General features: G+C 63.8%; 15 protein-coding genes and 2 pseudogenes. 6 read left to right on the top strand and 11 right to left on the bottom strand.

The genetic code is table 11. The features are described from left to right. Positions 1–150: 150 nt before the first annotated feature. A complete protein-coding gene (locus ACODSJ_RS07215) occupies positions 151–1254 on the bottom strand; it encodes a sigma-54 interaction domain-containing protein (RefSeq protein WP_489101059.1) in 1104 nt (367 codons plus the stop codon). A gap of 579 nt (positions 1255–1833) precedes the next feature. On the opposite strand from ACODSJ_RS07215, the gene ACODSJ_RS07210 reads away from it, so the two are divergent. From ACODSJ_RS07210 to ACODSJ_RS07195, 4 genes are all read left to right on the top strand, one after another. Further along, entirely contained in the window at positions 1834–3234 is a 1401-nt protein-coding gene (locus ACODSJ_RS07210; protein ID WP_489101058.1) for an amino acid permease, read from the top strand. 309 nt (positions 3235–3543) lie between these two features. Next, on the top strand, positions 3544–5265 hold the full coding sequence (locus tag ACODSJ_RS07205) for a type I secretion system permease/ATPase (protein ID WP_489101057.1): 1722 nt from the start codon (positions 3544–3546) through the stop codon (positions 5263–5265). After that, positions 5258–6625, top strand: a complete 1368-nt coding sequence (locus tag ACODSJ_RS07200) for an HlyD family type I secretion periplasmic adaptor subunit (RefSeq protein WP_489101056.1) — start codon at positions 5258–5260, stop codon at positions 6623–6625. The genes ACODSJ_RS07205 and ACODSJ_RS07200 overlap by 8 nt, the downstream gene beginning before the upstream one ends. 2 nt (positions 6626–6627) lie before the next feature. Beyond that, positions 6628–7977: a TolC family outer membrane protein gene (locus ACODSJ_RS07195; RefSeq protein ID WP_489101055.1), complete on the top strand. Its 1350-nt coding sequence runs from the start codon at positions 6628–6630 to the stop codon at positions 7975–7977. 18 nt (positions 7978–7995) lie between these two features. On the opposite strand, the gene ACODSJ_RS07190 is transcribed toward ACODSJ_RS07195, so the two are convergent. Together ACODSJ_RS07190 and ACODSJ_RS07185 are read right to left on the bottom strand one after the other, a co-directional pair. Next, positions 7996–10569: a bifunctional diguanylate cyclase/phosphodiesterase gene (locus ACODSJ_RS07190; protein WP_489101054.1), complete on the bottom strand. Its 2574-nt coding sequence runs from the start codon at positions 10567–10569 to the stop codon at positions 7996–7998. Positions 10570–10849: 280 nt separating this feature from the next. Continuing rightward, a pseudogene (locus ACODSJ_RS07185) lies at positions 10850–12097 on the bottom strand (ATP-binding protein); the annotation flags it as partial. Between ACODSJ_RS07185 and ACODSJ_RS07180 the strand changes: the two are divergent. Continuing rightward, positions 12094–12786: pseudogene (locus tag ACODSJ_RS07180) on the top strand (thioredoxin family protein); the annotation flags it as partial. The pseudogenes ACODSJ_RS07185 and ACODSJ_RS07180 overlap by 4 nt on opposite strands. Positions 12787–13014: 228 nt before the next feature. Further along, positions 13015–13341 (top strand): hypothetical protein, encoded by a 327-nt coding sequence (locus tag ACODSJ_RS07175; protein WP_489101053.1) that lies wholly within the window; start codon positions 13015–13017, stop codon positions 13339–13341. Here ACODSJ_RS07175 and ACODSJ_RS07170 read toward each other — a convergent pair. From ACODSJ_RS07170 to ACODSJ_RS07135, 8 genes are all read right to left on the bottom strand, one after another. Continuing rightward, the gene (locus ACODSJ_RS07170; protein WP_489101052.1) at positions 13305–13427 is read right to left on the bottom strand and encodes a hypothetical protein; all 123 of its coding nucleotides are present in this window, start codon (positions 13425–13427) and stop codon (positions 13305–13307) included. The two genes, ACODSJ_RS07175 and ACODSJ_RS07170, sit on opposite strands and share 37 nt — an antisense overlap. A gap of 194 nt (positions 13428–13621) precedes the next feature. Beyond that, on the bottom strand, positions 13622–14539 hold the full coding sequence (locus ACODSJ_RS07165) for a dihydrodipicolinate synthase family protein (protein WP_489101051.1): 918 nt from the start codon (positions 14537–14539) through the stop codon (positions 13622–13624). A gap of 151 nt (positions 14540–14690) precedes the next feature. Then, entirely contained in the window at positions 14691–15719 is a 1029-nt protein-coding gene (locus ACODSJ_RS07160) for a trans-3-hydroxy-L-proline dehydratase (RefSeq protein WP_489101050.1), read from the bottom strand. A 120-nt stretch (positions 15720–15839) separates the two neighbouring features. Next, entirely contained in the window at positions 15840–16562 is a 723-nt protein-coding gene (locus ACODSJ_RS07155) for an amino acid ABC transporter ATP-binding protein (RefSeq protein WP_489101049.1), read from the bottom strand. After that, complete coding sequence (locus ACODSJ_RS07150; protein WP_489101048.1) at positions 16555–17205, bottom strand: amino acid ABC transporter permease; 651 nt, start codon at positions 17203–17205, stop codon at positions 16555–16557. Before ACODSJ_RS07150 ends, ACODSJ_RS07155 begins: the two co-directional genes overlap by 8 nt. Before the next feature lie 12 nt (positions 17206–17217). Next, positions 17218–17883, bottom strand: a complete 666-nt coding sequence (locus ACODSJ_RS07145; protein ID WP_489101047.1) for an amino acid ABC transporter permease — start codon at positions 17881–17883, stop codon at positions 17218–17220. After that, positions 17876–19654 carry a cis-3-hydroxy-L-proline dehydratase gene (lhpI, locus tag ACODSJ_RS07140; RefSeq protein ID WP_489101046.1) on the bottom strand — a complete coding sequence of 593 codons (1779 nt, stop codon included), beginning with the start codon at positions 19652–19654 and terminating at the stop codon, positions 17876–17878. Before lhpI ends, ACODSJ_RS07145 begins: the two co-directional genes overlap by 8 nt. A 10-nt stretch (positions 19655–19664) precedes the next feature. Then, positions 19665–20483 (bottom strand): ABC transporter substrate-binding protein, encoded by an 819-nt coding sequence (locus ACODSJ_RS07135; protein WP_489101045.1) that lies wholly within the window; start codon positions 20481–20483, stop codon positions 19665–19667. Positions 20484–20598: the final 115 nt, after the last annotated feature.

Raw genomic sequence — 20598 nt, 5'->3', positions numbered from 1 at the left:
TTTGTGACGAGGGAGCTTGCTCCCGCTGGGGTGCGAAGCACCCCTAATGAGCTGAATGCAATCAAGCTGCTCTACGGCGTTGACTGGCTTGGGGGCCTGCTTCGCAGGCCAGCGGGAGCAAGCTCCCTCGCCACAGGTGGGTGTTTGGAGTCAGGTTGAGAGATTGAGCACCTGTCCGTCCCGGGTACTCAGCGCCGGGCGGCGCTTGTTGACTACCAGTTCGCCGATCTTGATCAGCAATGTGCGGGTGACGTTGCGGCTCAGTCCCAACAGGCTGGCGGTGTGGACCTGATTGCAATGGGCGTGTCGGTAGACCGCACGCAACAGCTGGGCTTCGACTTTCTCATAGAGGTCTCCATGTTCCTGTTCGAGCAGCTTCTCAAAGGCCTTTTGCAACAAGGCTTCGGCGCTGTGCGAGACGCTGTCTTGCGGGTTGTCCTGGCGCTCGATGCGAAAGCTCGACAGGTGCAGGTCTTGTTCACCGATGACGCTGTTGCGGCAGATCAACAGGGTGTGATGGATGACGTTTTCCAGTTCACGGATGTTGCCGGGCCAGGAATAGTCGAGCAATTTGCGCTGCGCCTGGGCGTCCAGCCGGACCTCGCCCTGACCGAGCCTGCGGCTGTACTCGGCGATGAAGTGGCGGATCAGCGGCAGGATGTCGCCGGGGCGTTCGCGCAGGGGCTTGAGCACCAGGCTGACGACGTTGAGGCGGTAGTACAGGTCCTCGCGAAAGTGACCGGCGTTGATGGCTTTTTCCAGCTGCACGTTGGTGGCGGCCAGCACGCGCACGTTGATCTTGATGCTCTTGCGTGAGCCAAGCCGCACCACTTCGCGCTCCTGCAATACCCGTAGCAGCTTGACCTGGATCGGCAACGGCAGATCGCCGATTTCATCGAGAAACAGCGTGCCGCCGTCAGCCTCTTCGAACCAGCCGGCCTTGGTCGTCAATGCACCGGTGAACGCGCCTTTTTCATGGCCGAACAATTCGGCCTCCACCAGCGTCTCGGAAAACGCCCCGCAATTGACCGCAACGAACGGCTTGTCGCGACGGGCGCTGAGGTTGTGTACATGCCGTGCCACCAGCTCCTTGCCGGTACCGGTCTGGCCGATGATCAGCACGCTGGCTTCGCTGGGGGCGACTTGCTGCAGATGGGCCAGCAAGGCGCGGGAGGTCGGGTCTTCAAAAACCTGGGCGGTGGCACGGATCGACGTCGCCAGGCCGGGAGAGGGAGGAAGTGTCAGAAGCTGCATGACGGTGGCCCGTTTATGAGAGTTGCCGTGATTGAGGAGGGGCGTGCCCGGGTTTCTTGATGACGACACCCAGGTGGCTTTTCGATTTAAGGCTTAATCTAATGGATATAAAAAACAGAGAAAAAATAACTTTAAGTTATTAGCTTAAGACTTTCGTTGTCAGCTGGACCTCGTTCACCCCCGTGGCGAGGGAGCTTGCTCCCGCTCGGCTGCGGAGCAGGCCCCCTACATGGTTTCAGGCTAAGCGCATTGCCTGGTTTTGCGCCTGCTTCGCCCGAGACGTCGGACCGGCCGAGCGGGAGCAAGCTCCCTCGCCACGGGGCCTAACACCCGGGTGCTGCGCAGGTGTCTAGCCTGGGCAAAAGGCCATCCCGCAACTGGCGAAATCAGGTAACAGGATGGCGCATACAGGTAACTAACTCGAGAGGGAAGACAGGTAACGTGGCGGATCTTTTCACCGTGTCCAAGTCGTGAGGGGTGGAACAGGAACAGACGGGTGTGCTGCTTTCAGGAGGGCGGCGAATGGTTATCCCGACGATCCCCCGGCACGCCTTAATACCATTACAAGAGAATAAAAATATGACCAGCCCCAGTTTCAAGGATTCGAACGGCCATCTGGCACAGGGCTTCAAGCCTCGTCACGTCACCATGTTGTCCATTGCCGGGATCATCGGCGCCGGGTTGTTTGTCGGGTCGGGGCATGCGATTGCCGCAGCGGGCCCCGCGGTTTTACTGGCCTATCTGTTCTCCGGCCTGTTGGTAGTGCTCGTCATGCGCATGCTGGGCGAGATGGCGGTGGTCAATCCGGACACCGGCTCGTTTTCCACCTACGCCGACCAGGCCATCGGGCGCTGGGCAGGCTTTACCATCGGCTGGCTCTACTGGTGGTTCTGGGTCCTGGTGATTCCTATCGAAGCCCTGGCCGCCGGTCACGTGTTGAACCAGTGGTTTCCCTCCATTGACGCCTGGGTGTTCGCCTCGGGCTCCATCATTGCGCTGGCGGTGACGAACCTGTTTAGCGTGTCCAAGTACGGCGAATTCGAATTCTGGTTCGCGATGGCCAAGGTCGTGGCGATCATTGGCTTCATTGTCCTGGGTTTCTGCGTGCTGATGGGGTGGATCCCTGACCGTGAAGTCAGCGGCCTCAGTCGCTTGATGGAAGAGCATGGCGGGTTCGCCCCCAATGGCCTGTCGGCGGTGGTCGGTGCGTTCATCACCATCATGTTCAGCTTCATCGGCATCGAAGCGGTGACCATCGCTGCGGCCGAATCCGACAACCCGGCGAAGAACATCGCCAAGGCGACGCGTTCGGTGCTCTGGCGTATCGGCGTGTTCTACCTGGTGTCGATCTTCGTGGTCATTTCGGTGGTGCCCTGGAACGATCCACTCCTGGCTTCCGTGGGGTCCTACCAACGGGCGCTGGAACTGATGCAGATTCCCCACGCCAAGTTCATGGTGGATGTGGTGGTGCTGATCGCCGTGGCCAGTTGCCTGAACTCCTCGATCTACATCGCCTCGCGCATGCTCTATTCCCTGGCGCGGCGTGGCGAGGCACCAAAGGCCGTGCAGGTGACGTCGTCGGTCGGTGTGCCAAGGGGCGCGGTGATTGCCAGTACGGTGCTGGGGCTTGGGATCACTCTGTTCAGCTTCTTCATGCCGGCCGGGCTGTTCGAATTCCTGCTCGCCACTTCCGGCGCCATTGCCTTGCTGGTGTACTTGGTAATTGCCATCTCCCAATTGCGCATGCGCCGGATGCTGCGTCGCCAGAACGTCGAACTGCCGTTTCGCATGTGGCTGTTCCCGTGGCTCACCTGGTTGGTCATCGCGTTCATCTGCACGGCCCTGGCGGTCATGTTGGTGACGCCCGAGCACCGCAGCGAGGTGAGTTCGACCCTGGGCCTGGCACTGGCGATTTCCCTGATCGGCCTGCTGACATCGCGTCAGCATCCGCAGGCCAAAGGCGCGGTTTCCCTCGGCTGATTGCCACGCATTTTTCCCCGGTTGGCGCCAGGTTCCTGGCGCCAACAAACCCTCCCCGAAGGCCCGTTCAAGCCTTGAAAACCCTGGCCTTGCAGCGCGGCACATCCGCTGGTCACCCACATCGAAACCCAGCCGGTCGAACCGGCACTAACCCGTGGTTGCGTGGTCAGTAATCTGCGCCTGTAGCGACGAGGAACGTCTCTGATAGCGGCACGTCAGGCTACGTTATGTTTTCCCCGTTGCCTTGGGGCACGAAGCTCGCGATGGATTGCGTCTTGGGACCGACTTTCCTTTTGCGGGCGACCTTCTATGGCACTGCTTCTCGATCCGCGTCACGACATCGATGCCGCTTTATTGAGTTACCGACGGGTGTTCTGGTCGCTGGCACTGTTCAGTGGCGTGATCAATCTCCTGGTGCTGGTGCCTTCGCTCTACATGATGCAGGTCTACGACCGGGTCCTGACCAGCCGCAACGAAACCACCCTGTTCATGCTCACGCTGATCGCCCTGGGCCTGTTCATGCTCAGCGCCTTGATCGAGTGGGTACGCGGCGAAGTGATGATCCGCATGAGCGCGGGGCTCGACGAAGCCCTGGGCGAGCGCATCTTCGACGCGGCCTTCGCCCGCAGTCTGCGCGAACACAATGCCAACCCGGCCCAGGTGTTGACCGACCTGGCGACGCTGCGGCAACTGATCACCGGCCAGGGCCTGATCGCCTTGCTCGACGCGCCGTGGTTGCCGATCTTCCTGTTGGTCGCGTTCGTCTTCCACCCCTGGTTCGGCGTGTTGACGCTGCTGCTGGCCCTGGTGCTGATCGGCCTGGCGCTGTGGGGCGAACTGGCGACCCGCACGCGCCTGGGCGAAGCCAATCGCCTGGGCGTGCAGTCGTCGATCTATGTCAACGGCACGCTGCACAACGCCGAAGTCATCCAGGCCCTGGGCATGCTGGGGCCGTTGCGTCAGCGCTGGAGCCTGCTGCAACAACGCATCATTGCCGCCCAGGCCCACGCCAGTGACCGCGGCGCTCGTATCACCTCGGCCACGCGCTTCGTGCGCATCAGCGGCCAGTCGTTGTCCCTGGGCCTGGGGGCGCTGCTGGTGCTCGAAGGACAACTGTCGGCGGGCATGATGATCGCGATGTCGCTGTTGCTGGGGCGGGCCCTGGCGCCCGTGGAGATCGCCATCGGTTCGTGGAAGCAGTTCAATTCCGGACGCCAGAGTTACCTGCGCCTGAGCCAATTGCTCGCCCAGCATCCCCGTGAACGGCTGCGTATGCCGTTGCCACCGCCCACCGGCGCGGTGCGCCTGGAGTCGTTGTACGTCGGCCCGCCCGGGGCCACGCAGCCGATCCTGCGGGGCATCCAGTTCAGCCTGTCCAAGGGCGATGTGCTGGCCGTCGTCGGCCCCAGCGCCAGCGGCAAGTCGACATTGGCGCGGGCGCTGGTCGGGGTCTGGCCGGCCCTGGGCGGGTCGGTGCGCCTGGACGATGCCGAGATCGGCCAGTGGTCCCACGATGCCTTGGGGCCGCACCTGGGCTACTTGCCCCAGGACATCGAACTGTTCGATGGCAGTGTGGCCGACAACATTGCCCGCTTCGGCGAACAGGACCCCGACAAGATCATCGCGGCGGCGCGTCATGCGGGCATCCACGAAATGATCCTGCGTTTTCCCAAGGGCTATGACACACCGCTGGGTCCTGGCGGACTCGGCCTTTCCGGCGGGCAGAAGCAGCGACTCGGCCTGGCCCGCGCGCTCTACGGACGCCCGGCGCTGATCGTGCTCGATGAGCCCAACTCCAACCTCGATGAAGTGGGAGAGCTGGCGCTGGTGCACGCCATCAGCGCCCTCAAGGACGCGGGCAGCACGGTGGTGCTGATCACCCATCGCCCCAGCGTGCTGGCGGTTGTCGATCACATCCTGGTGCTCAAGGACGGGGTTCAACAAGCGTTCGGCCCACGCGAGCGGGTGCTCAAGGCCTTGATGCCAGGGCCTCGGCCGGCCGCCGTCAGGGAGGCTGGCAAAGATGCATGACTTGACCCCAGGATCCGCCTACGGCGAACAGGGCCTGAGCCTGCGCGGCAGCGCGGTGCTGCCCGGCGCCAATACCGACGCCCGTGGCGCTGCGCGCTATGGCATCGGATTTTTGGTCCTGACGTTGGGCGGCTTTCTGCTTTGGGCCTGCCTGGCGCCGCTGGACCAAGGGGTGGTGGGCAGCGGCACGGTGGTGGTGGCCGGCGAGCGCAAGGCGGTGCAGTCGCTGGTCGGCGGCGTGGTGGAAAAACTGCTGGTCAGCGATGGCGACCGCGTCCGCCAGGGGCAGTTGCTGGTGCAGCTCAACACCGTGCAAGCGCAGTCGCAACTGGATGTGACCCTGGGCAAGTTGCTCAACGACCGCAGCGTCGAGGCGCGCTTGATCGCCGAGCGGCTGGGCAGCGATGAAATCCAATGGCCCGCGCAATTGCTGGAGCGCGCCGACGAGCCACGGGTCAAGTCCGCGATGGCCTTGCAGAGCCAGTTGTTCGTCACCCGGCGGGCAGAGCTGGGCAGCCGCTTGCAGATCATCGAACACGAAGCCGCCGCGTTGCAGCAGCAGTTGCTCGGCTACGAAGGGGTCAAGCGCAACTACGATGCGCAGATGCGCTTCCAGCAGCAGGAACTCGAAGGCTTGCGCGAGTTGGCCCGTGAAGGCTATGTCCCGCGCAACAAACTCTTCGAGGCCGAGCGCAACGCCGCGCAACTGGCCGGGCAGATCGCCTCCGGGGTAGGGGACGTGGGGCGGACTCGCCAGGCCATCAACGAAAGCCGGCTCAAGGCGTTGCAGGCGCAACAGGAGTTTCGTCGCGACGCCGAAACCCAGCTCAGCGAGGTGTCTGCCGAGGCCGCCGGGTATGCCGACCAGATCCGTGCCTTGCAGTTCGAGGTCGACAACGGGGCGATTCGTGCGCCGGTCGCCGGGCAAGTCATGGACATGAGCATTCACACGGTCGGTGGCGTGACGCAGGCCGGCCAGACGCTGATGCAGGTGGTGCCGCTGGATGCGCCGATGGCAATCACCGCGCGTTTCGAGCCGCTGATGGCCAACAAGCTGCACCCGGGCCTGCCCGTGCATGTGCATTTCACCGCCCTGCAGCGGGTGGACACGCCCACGGTTACCGGCACGGTGACGACGGTGTCGGCGGACCAACTGATCGATGAACAGACGCATCGGCCGTACTTCTCGGCCAAGGTCGAGATCGCCTCGGACACTGTCGCCTCGCTGCAGGCGTCCGGGTTGCTGGTGCGTCCCGGCATGCTCGCCGACGTGACGGTGGTGACCGGCGAGCGGACCCTGATGAACTACCTGATGAAACCCCTGCGCGAACGCTTGCTGGCCGCCTTCAAGGAGGAATGAGCATGACCGACCGTTATCGCTACAGCTTGCGCGTGCTCCTGGGGCTGTGCACCGGTTGGGCGGTAATCGGCCCGGCCTGGGGCGCCGATTCCGGCTTGAGCCTGATCGCCGCCTACGACGCTTCGCGCCTCAACGATCCGACCCTGCAATCGGCTACCCATGCCTTTGAGGCATCGCGGCACGAAGAAGCGATCGGTCGCGCGGGGCTCTATCCGCAAGTGTCGCTGACATCGCGCTATGGCTATGGCGGGCGTACCGATGGCGGTGACGACCGCAGCTACGTCAACAGCAACGACTATCAGGCCAACAGTGTCACCCTGGCGGCCCAGCAACCGCTGTACGACAAGGCCCGCTGGGCGGCATTTCAAGAGGGCAAGGCGCGGGGGCAGTTGGGTAACCAGCTGTTCGACGTCGCCGGCCAGACCCTGTATGACCGGGTTGCCAAGGGCTACTTCGACGTCGCCCGCGCCGAGAATGAGATCAAGCTGATCGCCCAGCAGAAAGTCGTCATCAATGGCTTGGTGACGCAGAGCAAGAAGCTGTATCAAGGTGGGCAGGGGGCGATCACCGACATCGATGAAGCCCAGGCGCGGCTCGATCTGGTGGAGGCCCAGGAGGCCGAAGCCCTGGCCCGTCGTACCGCGGCGTTGCGCGCGTTATCCGGCCGCGCCAGTGTGCCCATCGACGACATCCAGCCGATGCGCGAGGAACTCGCCGCCGCCAGCCCGATTGCGCCGGAACAGGATTTGCCGTACTGGACCGCGATTGCCCGTGACGCCAGCCCCGAGTTGGCGTCACGGCTGGCGGCGGTGAAAGTCGCCGAGGCGCAGGCCGACAGCCAGCGTGCCGGGCATTATCCGACGTTGTCGTTGACCACCCAATTGACCCGTCGCGAAACCCGCCAGTACGAGGCGCTCGATCCGCGCCAGGAGAGCTACTACGTTGGCGTCCAATTGGATATCCCGCTCTATCGCGGTGGCGGGACACGTGCCTCGGTGGCGAAGGCCGAAGCACAGCTGGCCGGTGCCCAGTCGGACTACGATGTGCAACGCCAGCAACTGGCCGAGGACATCGAGGCCGATTACCTGGGCGTCGTCGCCGGGTTTGCCAAGAGCAAGGCGATGCAGCGGGCCGTGGAGTCCAATCAGCGGGCCTTGATTTCAACGCAAAAGGGTTTCCAGGGCGGCGTACGCTCGACCGTGGACATCCTCGATGCGCAACAGCGGCTGTTCCAGGCCCGCCGGGACTTGCTCAACACCAAGTTGGACATGCTGCAAAGCTACGTCAGCCTGCACACCCACACAGGCCAGATGAACCGTGCGGTGTTGGAGCAGGTCCAGAGCCTGTTTTGAAGAAACCGCTGGGCCCGTTCATAGCCACCTTGGGGCGGTGAAGAACGCGGCCATCTCCGAGCGGGCCAGCGCCGAGCCGAAGTAGGGGCCTTGCACATGGTCGCAGGCCACGCTACGCAGTTGGCTGAACTGCCGGGCGTTCTCGATGCCTTCGGCGGTAACCATCAGGCCGACGCTGCGGCTGAGTCGGATCATCGCCAGCACGCCTTGCTCATCGTGCTCCAGCCCCAGCTGCGAGAGGATGTTGCGGTCGAAACGGATGCCATCGAACGGTTGGTTCAGCACCTCGCGAAGGGACGCGATGTTGGTGCCGAACTGGTCGATGTTGATCCGCACGCCCAGTGCCTTGAGGGCATGCAAGGTGTTGGCAACGGTGTGGTGGTCGACCAGCAGAATCCCTTCGGCCACTTCCAGGGTCAGGCGATCCGGCGCCAGGCCGCTGGCCTGCAGAGCACCTTGCACCTGGTCGAGCAAGAAGCTGCTGCTGAACCACTTCGGCGAAACCGCGACGGACACGTTGACGGTGCTTGGCCAGGCCATGGCTTCTTCGCAGACGTTGGTCAACAGCCAGGTGCCGAGCTCTTCCAGCTGGCCCGAGGCTTCTGCGACCGGGATGAACTCGGTTCCGCCCAGCTCGCCTTTTTCAGGGTGATGCCAGAAAGCCTGGGCCTCGAAGCCGTGCAGTTGTTCAGCGCTCACGTCGAACCGTGGCAGGTAGCGCAGTTCCAACTGATCGCGGTGCATGGCGTCGCGCAGTTGCTGCTCGTATCGCCGACGGTCGCGGGCCAGGTTACCCATGGCCTCCACGTACACGCGCCAGGTGTTGCGGCCGGCGGCCTTGGCGGCGTACAGGGCGATGTCGGCCTGGCGCAGCAGCTCATCGGCACGGCTGATACCGGGCTGTGACCAGGCCACGCCGATGCTCACGCCCAGGTACAAGGTGTTGCCGTCCAGGTGCATGGGGCGCTGCATGCAATCGATCAGCCGTTTGCACAGCTGATCCAGGTCGTGCGTCGTGCCCGGGTCGGGCATGACAATGACGAACTCGTCGCCGCCCAGGCGGGCCACCAGGTCGGTGCCGCGCACGTTCTGTTGGAGGATATGGGCGACTTCCTTGAGCACCTTGTCGCCGACGGCATGGCCCAGGGAGTCGTTGACCGGTTTGAACCGGTCCATGTCCAGGTTCAACACGGCCAGCGGCATGCCGCTGGCCGGGTCCAAATGTTCGCTGAGGCAGTCGAACAGGCGGTTGCGGTTGGCCAGCCCGGTCAGCGGGTCGTGCAGCGAGAGGTGCTTGATCTGGGCCAGCGCCCGCAGTTCCTCGGTGATGTCCGTGGCGGTCCCGCGAAAGCCCTGGGTTCCGGCCTCGATGGCGCGGACCGAGAGTTTGCAAGTGCGCAGGCGCTGGTTGCGGGCCGTGTATTCGCACAGCAACGGGGCGCTCGCGCAGTTGCTGGCGCCGCCGAGCAGCCAGTGGGCGATCGAGATCGAGCCGTCGTGAGGGTTGAGCAGCCGGTGCAGGGGCTTGCCCAGCCATTCGGCCGGACTGAAGCCGGTCACCTGTTCGAAGCGCTCCGAGAGGTAGGTCAGTGTCCCGTTCGCGTCCACCTCCCACAGCCAGTCGGACGACACTTCGGCGATGTCGCGAAAGCGTTCTTCACTGCGCTCCAACGCCTTGCGATGGGCCAGCAGGCTGGTGTATTGACGCTCCTGGGCGCGCAGCATGACCAAGGCATGGCGCAACACGGCCAGGGCCAGAAACGCCAGGATCAGCAACGCCATCGCCAGCAAGGGCAGCAGGACCTTGCGCAGATCATGCCCGGGGGTCGCGGGTTGCCATGCCAAGGCTTCCTGGGTCAACGGATCCAGCAACAGCTGGGCGGTGTCAGCCGGGCCCGGTGACCGGGCGATGTGGGCGTTGGACAGCGCATAGTCCGTTGCCAGGCCTTGCAGGGCCGTGGTGTCGAGGACTTTGACAAAAAGCATCAGGCTGGGTGGGCCCGGTATTTCGGCCACGCTGTGGTCCGTGCCGGTGGTGATGGCTGACGTGGCGACGTAGGCGGGTGCGTCGTTGTGATGCATCAGCTCGACAATCACTTCATCGCGATTTTTCTTGGCGCTGGCTTTCTTTTTAAGGGCGCGCAGGTCACCGGCCAGCCAGGTGTCGGCATCGACATTGCTCATCTGGCCGTCGATCACCGAATAGACGGTCTTGCCGGAGGGTGCGATGACGAACACCGCCTGGTAGCCGTAGAGCGAGAACACGCTGCTGCCGACGTTTTCCTGGTCATAGGCCCACGCCTTGTCCACCTGGACATGCAAATGCCGGTAGGCGTCGCTCCATTTGGAATAGTCGCTCAGATCGCGCCCGATGCCGCGGCTCAGGCCATCGATGGCCCGTTGGGCAAAAAACAGGCTTTGTTGCCGGGCGCGGGTGTCTTGGGCTTCGGTGATGTCGAGCAACACGGCGATGGCCAGTGCGGACATGACAAAGAGCAGGAGCATGATGGCCGGGAAGGTTCGGCGGGTGAAACTTCGGGTTGGCAGGGCCGAGGGAGAAACAGCAGTGTCGTTGCCAGCATCTTCAGTCATAAACAAATCATCAGCTAAACGTGAAATATCCCGCACGCCTCTGTATCGGCTGACCGATCGATTAACTTAATTAACCTGGCATCCGGTAGGGTATTTAGACCCCCAAACCCCAACCGGCCCCTGTGGCGAGGGAGCTTGCTCCCGCTGGCCTGCGCAGCAGGCCCTTGCATTGATTCAGGTGAATCGCATTGGCTGGTTTTACGACTGCTGCGCAGCCGAGCGGGAGCAAGCTCCCTCGCCACAGGGGGTTGGGGTATCTGGGCGGGCGCCCACAGCGAGCTCAGCCGGCGAGCGGGCTGTTGCGCTCCAGGCGGAGTTCGGCGCAGAGGCCGCCGCCTTCGCGGTTGCTCAGGGTCAGTGAGCCGCCCAGGGCCATTGCCAGTTGCTGGGCGATGGCCAGGCCCAGGCCGGTGCCGCCGGTTTCGCGGTTGCGCGAGCTTTCCACCCGGTAGAACGGCTTGAGCACTTCGGCCAATTCCTGTTCATTGATGCCGGGGCCGCGGTCCAGTACGCGGATCGCCAGTTGGCCGTTGTCGGCCGGTTGCACCTGGATCTGCGCCGCACCGCTGAATTTCAAGGCGTTGTCCACCAGGTTGACCAGCACCCGGCGCAAGGCGTGGGGGCGGGTGTCGATCACGGCGGCGTTCTTGCCGGACAACCGCACGTCCTTGCCCGTGTCCTGATAGTCAAACACCAGGCTGTCGAGAAACGCATCCAGGCTGATACGGCAACTGGCCTCGGTGGCGCCGTGGAGACTGCGGGCGTAGGCCACGCCTTCGCGCACCAGGTGTTCCATTTCACCCAGGTCGCTCCAGAGCTTGTCCTTCTCCAGGCTCTCGTCCATGAACTCGGCGCGCAGCTTCATGCGCGTGATCGGGGTCTGCAAATCATGGGAAATCGCCGCCAACAACTGCATGCGTTCCTTGAGATAAGCCGCGATTCGGTCCTGCATGGCATTGAACGCCTTGGCGGCATGCACCACTTCGACCGGGCCCTTTTCGTCCAGGCGTACGCCGTGGGCGTTCGGGTCGAGGGTTTCCACTGCGCCGGCCAATCGGGTCAGCGGGCGCACGGCGATGCGCACCGCCAGCCAGGTGCAGCCGATCAGCAGCGCCAGTTGCCCGAGCAGCACCGCCGGCAACCAGGGCGAGAGGGGTGTCATTGCCGGGCGGACGTCGATGGTCAGGGGGCTGCCGTCGTTCAGGCGCAGATGAGCCTGATAGTGTTTGCGTGGCCCCGGTAGGTCGGTGAAGGTCAACGGGTGGGCCTTGCCGATCGCTTCCTGGATCGAGCTCACCGACACCGGCGCGTCGGCCGCGCTCATCGGTTGGCCGGACTGGCCTTCGTCGAGCCGGTAGTCATAGTTGGGCCGGGTGAGTTTCGCCAGCCAGGCCTGGCGTTCGCCGGCCGGTAGCCGGTCGAGGATGGCGACGGAGGTCGCGACATCGCTTTCCAGATTACCGAGCATGGTGGACTTGGCGCTTTGGTATCGCTCGTAGTACTGGACGCCGAACGACAGGCCCTGGGCGCGGGTTGGTCGGTCGGCTGAAACTCTCGCTGCCGATCACCACCTGGCTGCGCCGCGGCACCGGAGCGCTGGTGCTGCTGGCGGCGGTGGCGATTGGCACGGGCGTCGATAACCGATTGCTCGCCAACACGTCTTCCGAAGGCGCGTCGAGCCTGGAACAGCGGGTGCTGGAAAAGGTGCCCAAGGCCATCGATTACCTGGTCAGCCAGGCCGGCGCCGCCTCCATGCCGAGCCTCGAACCCCAGGGCACCATGCCCGCGCTGGACGGCGCGGTGCAGTGGTTGAACTCACCGCCACTGGACCGCGAGGCCCTGCGGGGCAAGGTGATGCTGGTGGACTTCTGGACCTATGACTGCATCAACTGCCAGCACACGCTGCCCTATGTGAACGAATGGGCGAAAAAGTATGAAAAGGATGGATTAGTGGTGATCGGTGTCCACACGCCGGAATACGGCTACGAAAAGATCATCGACAACGTCCGTGAGCAGGTGCGCAAGCTGGACATTCATTATCCGGTCGCTATCGACAACCAATACGCGATCTGGCGGGCCTTCAACAACCAGTACTGGCCGGCCCATTACTTCATCGATGCCAAGGGGCAGGTGCGCTACAGCCATTTTGGCGAAGGGCGCTACGGTGAGCAGGAGCAGGTGATCCAGCAGTTGTTGCAGGAGGCGAAGGCCGGTTGAGACCTGTGGTGAGGGAGCTTGCTTGTGGCGACGGGATTTATCTGTGGGAGCAAGGCTTGCCCGCGATGAAGTCGGCGCGGCCTATCTGGAACCGAGTTGTCTGCTTCGCGGGCAAGCCTTGCTCCCACAGGTCCTCTCACCACAAAGGAATTGCTCAGCCGTGCTGGCCCCTTGCTCATTTGGATGAAGTCAAACTTCTTTCCTTTCAGAAAGTTGGGCGACAAACCTATGCGTATTTCTAAGTGGGTCGTGGCAACGTTTTTCCTGGCTGCCGTCTCGTTCGGGGCCCAGGCCAAGGCGCTGACGCAGAACCAGCAGTCCGTGTGCCGCTGGGGGTCGGACATCGCCGCGGGGGCGCAGGCGTCGAAGCTGTCCGGCGTCAGCCTCTACGGCGCTCGCAGGAAGCTGCAAGTGCGCAGGTTTTCCCGTCCGTGGATGCGCATGAGCGCCCTGGGCATCACCGAGCAGACGTACAACAGCGCCTCGCGCCTCAAGCCGGCCGCCGTCAAGCAAACCTATTACGAGCAATGCGTGCGCCATGAGTTGGCCTCGTAGTCGGCCTCGCTCAGTTCTGCGCAGGCACTGAGCAGCCTGTGGTTGGCCCATTGATTGTTCAGGGCCTGGGCCAGGAAATAATTCATGGCAAGCCTCTCTCTCATTTCTGCCACAAATCCTGTGGGTTCACCACAAACCCCTGTGGGAGCGGGCTTGCTCGCGAAGACGGCGGTACATCCAGCATAGTCATACCAGATAGACCGCTTTCGTCGGATCGCCGCCCGGAGCAAGCCCGTTCCCACAGGGAGTTCTTCATCTGCCTTGCGGCGCAGGTCGGACCTTAAAGCCCCACATCCGGCAGTTCCGGCCGATTGGCCAGGGCCTTGGCCATGATCTGCTCGACGTACAACCGGTCCTCTGTCGGCAAGGCCAGGCGCGGTGGGCGGGTGAGGGCGCTGCCGCGGCCGGCGATGGCTTCGCACAGCTTGATGCATTGCACCAGGTCGGCGCGGGCGTCCAGGTGCAGGATCGGCATCAGCCATTCGTAGATCGGCATGGCTTCGGCGAAGCGTCCGGCGCGGGCCAGGCGGAAGATGGTCTCGCCTTCCTTGGGGAACACGTTGGACATGCCCGAGACCCAGCCTTCGGCGCCCACGGCGAGGCTTTCCAGCACCACGTCGTCCAGGCCTGCGAACAGCACGAAACGGTCGCCGACTTCATTGCGCACGTCGATGAAGCGCCGAGTGTCGCCAGAGGAATCCTTGAAGCACACCACGTTGTCGCAATCGGCCAGGGAAATCAGGATGTCCGGGGTCACGTCGTTCTTGTAGATCGGCGGGTTGTTGTAGACCATCAGCGGCACGTCGGCATTCCGGGCCACGTAGCGAAAATGCTCGGCGGTCTCGAACGGCTTGGAGCCGTAGACCAGTGCCGGCATCAGCATGACCCCGTCGACCCCGACCTTGCGCACCGCGTTGGCGACCTTGGCCGCCTGCACGCTGGTGAACTCGGCCACGCCGCAGATGACCGGCACCCGGCCACGGGAAGCGTCCACCGCGACCTCGGTCACGGCGATTTTTTCCTCGGCGCTCAGGGAGGTGTTTTCCCCCACCGAACCACAGACCACCAGGCCGGAGACGCCATCGCGGATGACGTTGGAAATGACCTGATGGGTTTTTTCCAGGTTGATGGAAAAATCATCGTTGAATTGGGTGGTGACGGCGGGGAATACGCCGCTCCAGTTGATGCGTTTGCTCATGGTTGTCTCCGATTGTTAATGGTTTTGTGGCGAGAGGATTTGTGGGAGCAAAGCTTGCTCGCGATACAGGCGCCTCGGTTCCCATGGAAGACCATGTCAGTTTCATCGCGGGCAAGCCTTGCTCCCACAGGGGGCGATGCGAGTCTGGGAGTCATGCGCCGGGCCAGGTATCGGAAAGCCGATAGCCTTGGGGCCAGGGGTCGGCCGGGTCGAGCAACAGCTGATGCGTCCCGGTGATCCACGCCCGTCCGGCGATGCACGGGTAAATCGCCGGGCGCCCGGCCACGTCGGTCAGGGAGTCGATGCGGCAATGGAATTCGGAGCCGATGATCGAGCGCCCGATGAAGCGTTCTCCCACCTGCATCAGCCCTTTGGCCTGCAACACCGCCATGCGCGCCGAGCAACCGGTGCCGGTGGGGGAGCGGTCGATCTTGCCGGGTTGGATCACCACGGCGTTGGCGCCGGTGGCGATGCCGTGCTCGTGGACGATGGGCGCGGCGATCTGGCAGAACGAAATATGCGACCAGTCCGGGTTCAGCGGATGCGTGAAGCCCAGTTGCTCATTGGCGGCGCGGGTGATCTTCAAGCCCACCGCCACCAGCTCGGCGGCCTCGTCGGGGCGAATGGCAAAGCCCAGGCGCTGAGCGTTGACGATGACAAAACTGTCGCCGCCGTAGGCCGTGTCCACTTGCAATGAGCCCAGGCCCTCGACTTCGATCCAGGCGTCGAGGCGGTCGGCGAAGGAGGGCACGTTCTTGATTTCCACCCGTTGCACCTTGCCGTCGCGGCAGTCGGCGACGGCTTCGATCAGCCCACCGGGGGCTTCGAGCACCAGGCGGGTCTGGGGTTCGGTCATCGGCAGGATGCCGCTGTCCAGCAGCACGGTGGCGACGCACAGCGAGTTGGAGCCGGACATCGGCGGGGTGTCGGCCGGCTCCATGATGATCCAGCCCATTTGCGCCCGTGGGTCCTTGGCCGGCACCAGCAGGTTGACGTGGCGGAACACACCGCCACGGGGTTCGTTGAGCACGAAGTTGCGCAGGGTGTCGTCCCGGGCGATCCAGCGTGACTGTTCCCACACCGTGGCGCCGGATGGCGGGGCGACGCCGCCGACGATCACATCGCCGACTTCACCTTCGGCGTGGCAGCTGACGACATGGATGATTCTGGAAGAGCGCATGGGTCAGATCCTTGTGTTGTCTATTCGGGCCCCATCGCGGGCAAGCCTTGCTCCCACAAAGGGTTTTGTGGTGTACACGAAACAGTGTGGGCGCGGGCTTGCTTGCGAAGGGGCCATTTGTTATTTCACCGACTTGAGAAACGCCGCCGTCTCGGGCTGCACCGGATTGCCAATCACCTGCTCCGGCGGTCCGATCTCATGGACCCTGCCGTTGCAGAAGAACGCCACGCGGTCGGACACGTCGCGGGCGAAGCGGATCTCGTGGGTCACCAGCACCATGGTCATGCCGTCTTCGGCGAGCATGCGCATGGTGTCCAGCACTTCACCCACCAGTTGCGGGTCCAGGGCCGAGGTGGCTTCGTCGAACAGCATGTAGTCCGGCGACATCGCCAGCGCCCGGGCTATCGCCATGCGCTGTTGCTGGCCGCCGGAGAGCTTGCCGGGAAAGGCCTTGAGTTTGTCCCCCAGGCCCACGTGTTCGAGTTGCTTGACCGCCAGCGCCTCGGCCTCTTCCTTGCTTTTGCCCAGCACCTTGCGCGGCGCGAGCATCACGTTTTCCAGCACGGTCAGGTGTGGGAAGGCGTTCCATTGCTGGAAGACGATGCCGATCTTCTGTCGCAGGCGATTGAGGTCGGTGCCGCGGTCATGGACCTCGACGCCGTCCACCCGGATGCTGCCTTGCTGGATCGGTTCCAGGCCGTTGATGCACATCAGCAAGGTCGATTTACCGGAGCCGGAGCCGCCGATGATCGACACCACTTCGCCTTTGTCCACGGTCAGGCTCACACCCTTGACCACTTCCAGGTCACCGAAGGATTTGTGTACGTTTTCGATCTCAATCATTTTCCTGCCACCTTCTTTCCAGACGTGCGCCAAGGCGGGCGACCACCAGGCTCATGAGGTAATAGATGAGCCCCGCGATGCACAGCACCAGCAGGGGTTCCTGGATCCGTGTGACGATGGTTTGCGACGCCCGCAGCAATTCGACGATGCCGATCCACATCACCAGCGCGGTGTCTTTCATCACCCCCAGCACCAGGTTCAGCCAGCCGGGAAAGGCCACCCGGGTGGCAATCGGCAGGACGATGAAGCGCAGGTCCTGCACGTAGCTCAGGCCCAGGGAACGGCTGGCCCGGCGCGTGCTCAAGGGCACCGCCAGGACGCCGCCGCGGACGATTTCGGTGAAGTACGCGGCGGCGTAGACCCCCAGCACGATGCAGCCGACGGCAAAGGCGCCGAGGTCCAGGCCGGCGATGCTCTTGAGCGAGTTGAACAGTACGAACTGGATCAGCAGCGGCACACTGCGAAACACGTCCAGCACCCATGCCAGGGGCAGGCTGGCCCGGGGCAGCAACGCTCGCAGCAGGCCGAACAGCAGCCCGGCCAGGCTGCCCAGCAGGATCGACCACACAGTCAGTTGCAGCGTGACCCAGGCGCCGTCGAGCAAGAACAGCAGGTCGTTAACGGTGAGACTCGTCGAAAACATGACCCACCCTCCTCAGTAACGAAACAGGCGCCAGGACAACAGTCGGGCCAGCCCGACGATCGATTTGGCGATGAGGTAATAGAGCACCGCCGCGAGGGCGAAGTATTCGAAGGTGCGGAAGGTCTTCACGTTGTATTCCTGGGTGACGCCGGTGAGGTCGTTGTTCAGCCCGACCACCACCCCAAGGGAGGTCATCAGCACTGCCCAGACCATCTGGTTGGTCAGTGGGTAGAAGACGATGCGCAACAGTTGCGGGACGATGATCATCCGGTAGGCCTGGAAGGCGCTCATGCCCAACGAGCGCGCGGCGCGCATCTGCGTGCCCGGCACGGCCTTGAGGCCGCCGCGAAAATTTTCCGCCAGGTAGCCGGCATTGTTGAAGGTGATCCCGGCCAGCAGCGCCAGCCATGAGCTGACGTGTAACCCAAGGGAGCCGAGGCCGAAATAGAGGATGTAGATCTGGAACAGCGAGGGCGTGTTGCGGGCGACGGAGACCCAGCCGTTGCCCACGCCCCGCAGCAGTGGCTGACGGGCCTGGCGCATCACCGTCAGCACCAGGGCGATCAGCACGCCGAAGATCATCGACAACGCCGCTGTCTCGAACGTGACCCAGGCCCCGGCGAGCATGTCGGGCAGGGCGCGAAAGGCCGGGCGCCATTGGAAACTGTAGTCAAACATGGGTGGGGCTCCCTGTGCGGGCGGTGGGTTGCAGCCACTGCGGCGGTTGGGCACGGGTCGTGGCGGTGCAGGCGGCCTCGACGCATTCCTTGAGGCTGGCGAAATGCACCTCGCGTCCCACCAGGCCCGGCGCGTAATGGGCGTACTTGCCAGAGTTGGTCATCAGGGTGGTGGCGCCCGGCGGGATCACGGGTTCGCCGAGCATGCACCAGCAGGTGTCGGTGACGAGCGTCGCGCCAAACCCTTCGATGGCCGCCAGATACCCGGCCTTGCGTGCCTGCTCCAGCACCGTCCGGCCGCAGGTGATCGCCAGCACCACATTCGGATGCTTGACCCGGCCCGCGCACAGGGTCGCGAGGCGGGCGAATTCGCTGAGGGAGAAGTGCGGGTTGCCCAGCGACACCACGTCCACCCGATGGTCCCGGGCGCTGTTGAGCTCGCGCCAGCTGGCAAGCAGGCCGGCGGTGTCGACGGTTTCCCGGGGCAGCGAAGCGTCGCCTTCCAATACATCGACCGGGTCGAGGGCTTCCGGTGTGACCCCGGCGATATGAAACAGCGGTGCGGCGCTGGTGGTGGCGAACGCGGCGCCGAAGGCCTTGAGGTCGTCCAGTGTCGGGGCGGCGTGTTCCAGGCCGCGTATCAGCGCAATGCGCCGGCCCGCCAGGCTGCCGATGTGGTAGCCCAGCAGCGGGTAGAAACTGTCGTCCACGTCACCCAGTTGCGGCACGTCGATGATCAACCGGGCCTTGCGCGGAGCGTCGAGATGGCAGCCGGTCAACGGCGTCCGACCGCACAGGGCGATGCAGATGTCGAGAAAGTCCGGGTACTTCTGCGTGCGCGCGCCCAACACGCTGTTGGCGTAGACCACCGCGTTGGATTCGGCCCAGACGATCTGCTCGCCGGTTTTCGGCGCGCTGTCGAGCAGGTAGGGCGCGCAGGTGAAGCTCAGTTGTGCACCCATCGCCATGTAGGCATCGCCCAAGGCACTGGCCGGCTCGCCCAGGGCCGGGTCGACGCCCAGCTCGCGCCAACGGCGCTGGTCCACGGAAATGGCATTGAGGGTGGTGGGCACGCGCACCTTTGCCCCCCATTGCACCAGTTGCTCGGCGAAGCGCAGGCTCGCCGGGCCGGTGTAGATACAGCCGTCGATGTGGGCCTGGGTCACGTCCAGCAGTTGCGTTGCGCCCTGGATCCGGGCCATGCGCAGCACGATCTGCATCGCGATCTGGGCGGCCTTGCCGTGGGTGCCGTCGAGCAGTGCCCGGTCCTGGTCGGTCAAATGTACGGGTGACGTCGCGGTGGGCGGCAAGGGGGCGTCCGCCGCCTGCCAGTCATCGGAGGGGCGACGGCCGGAGAGGGTCAGGCGATGACCTTCGACCCGGACGAAACCCTGGCCGCGCAGGTTGTCGAAGGCCTCGCGTCCCACGCACACCACCGGCAGCGAGCGCTGGAAAATCACCTCGGCCACCAGCACGCCCAGGGTGAGGATCTCATCGGCTTCGGCCAGGATCAGCGCGGCGGGGGCGTGACCGTTGCTGATCAGCTCCATCAAGACGCTGCTGCCGGTGCAGGAGCCGCGTCCACTGGGAATCGCCAGCACACGGCCGGCCAGGCGCTCGCCGCTCAACGGGTGATGCCGGTCGATGACCTCGCCGCTGGCCGAGTCGACCCCGCCCCAGAAGCTCAAGCCGACGTCGGCGAACAACAGGGTGCCCTGGGCGGCACCCTCCACCAGGCTGCGGCCCGTTACGCGGGTAGGCGTGCTTGGCATGCCGCACCCCTCAGTAGTAGACCTGGGGCACGGTCAGGTTGGCGGGTGGGATCTCGGTGCCGACCCATTTGACGAACAGTTCCTTGTAGCGGCCCGTGCGCACCTGTTGGTTGACGAAGAGGTCGAGGTAGTTGAGCAGACCGTATTCGCTGCGCTTGGCGCCGAGGGACACGTAGTCGATGACGTAGGGCGCGTCACCGGCGATTTTCAGGCCCTTGTACTTGCCTGACTTGATGGTCGCGGCGGCCACAGTGTTGGTCACCACGGTGGCATCGATATGCCCTTGGGCGACGGCCAACAGGGTGTCGTTCTGCGACTGGTAGGCGCGGAAGCTGCCGCTGCCCCAACTCTTCTGGTCCTTCTCCAGGGCAATGGCTTCGTAGGTGCTGCTGGTGTTGCCCAGGGCCTTGCCCTTGAGGTCGGCGTAGCTGTTGATGCCGGTGTTGTCACGGGTCAGCACGACCATCTGGAAGGCGAAGTAGGGCACCGTCAGGCCAACGGTCTTGGCCCGCTCCAAGGTGTCGGACGTAGAAGCGACAATGACGTCGGCACGGCCGGACAGCAGCGCGGGGATGCGGTCGGAGAATGGCGTTTCCACCACTTCGGCATCGACGCCGAGGACCTTGGCAAGGTCGTGGCAGTAGTCCACGTCAAAGCCCGCCGGCTTGTTGCTTTCGTCACGAAAACCCATGGGCGGGAAGTCCAGGGTCACGGCGCAGCGCAGCTTGCCCGAGCCGATGATGTCGTCGAGCTTGTCGGCCTGGGCTGAGGCGATGAAGAGGGGCGTGAGAACAACGCTGAGGGCTACGGCCAGTGCTGGGTTTTTCATAAATGCCTCGCTGTCGAATAAATGCGGTGAAATATCGTATTTAGGATTTCGTATACGATATTAGATAAGCAATCGGCATGCCGATTTATGTGCTCTGCCCGAAAGTCTGGTAATG

Source organism: Pseudomonas sp. FG6, assembly GCF_057809015.1.
This window is presented reverse-complemented; position numbering and strand designations above follow the sequence as displayed.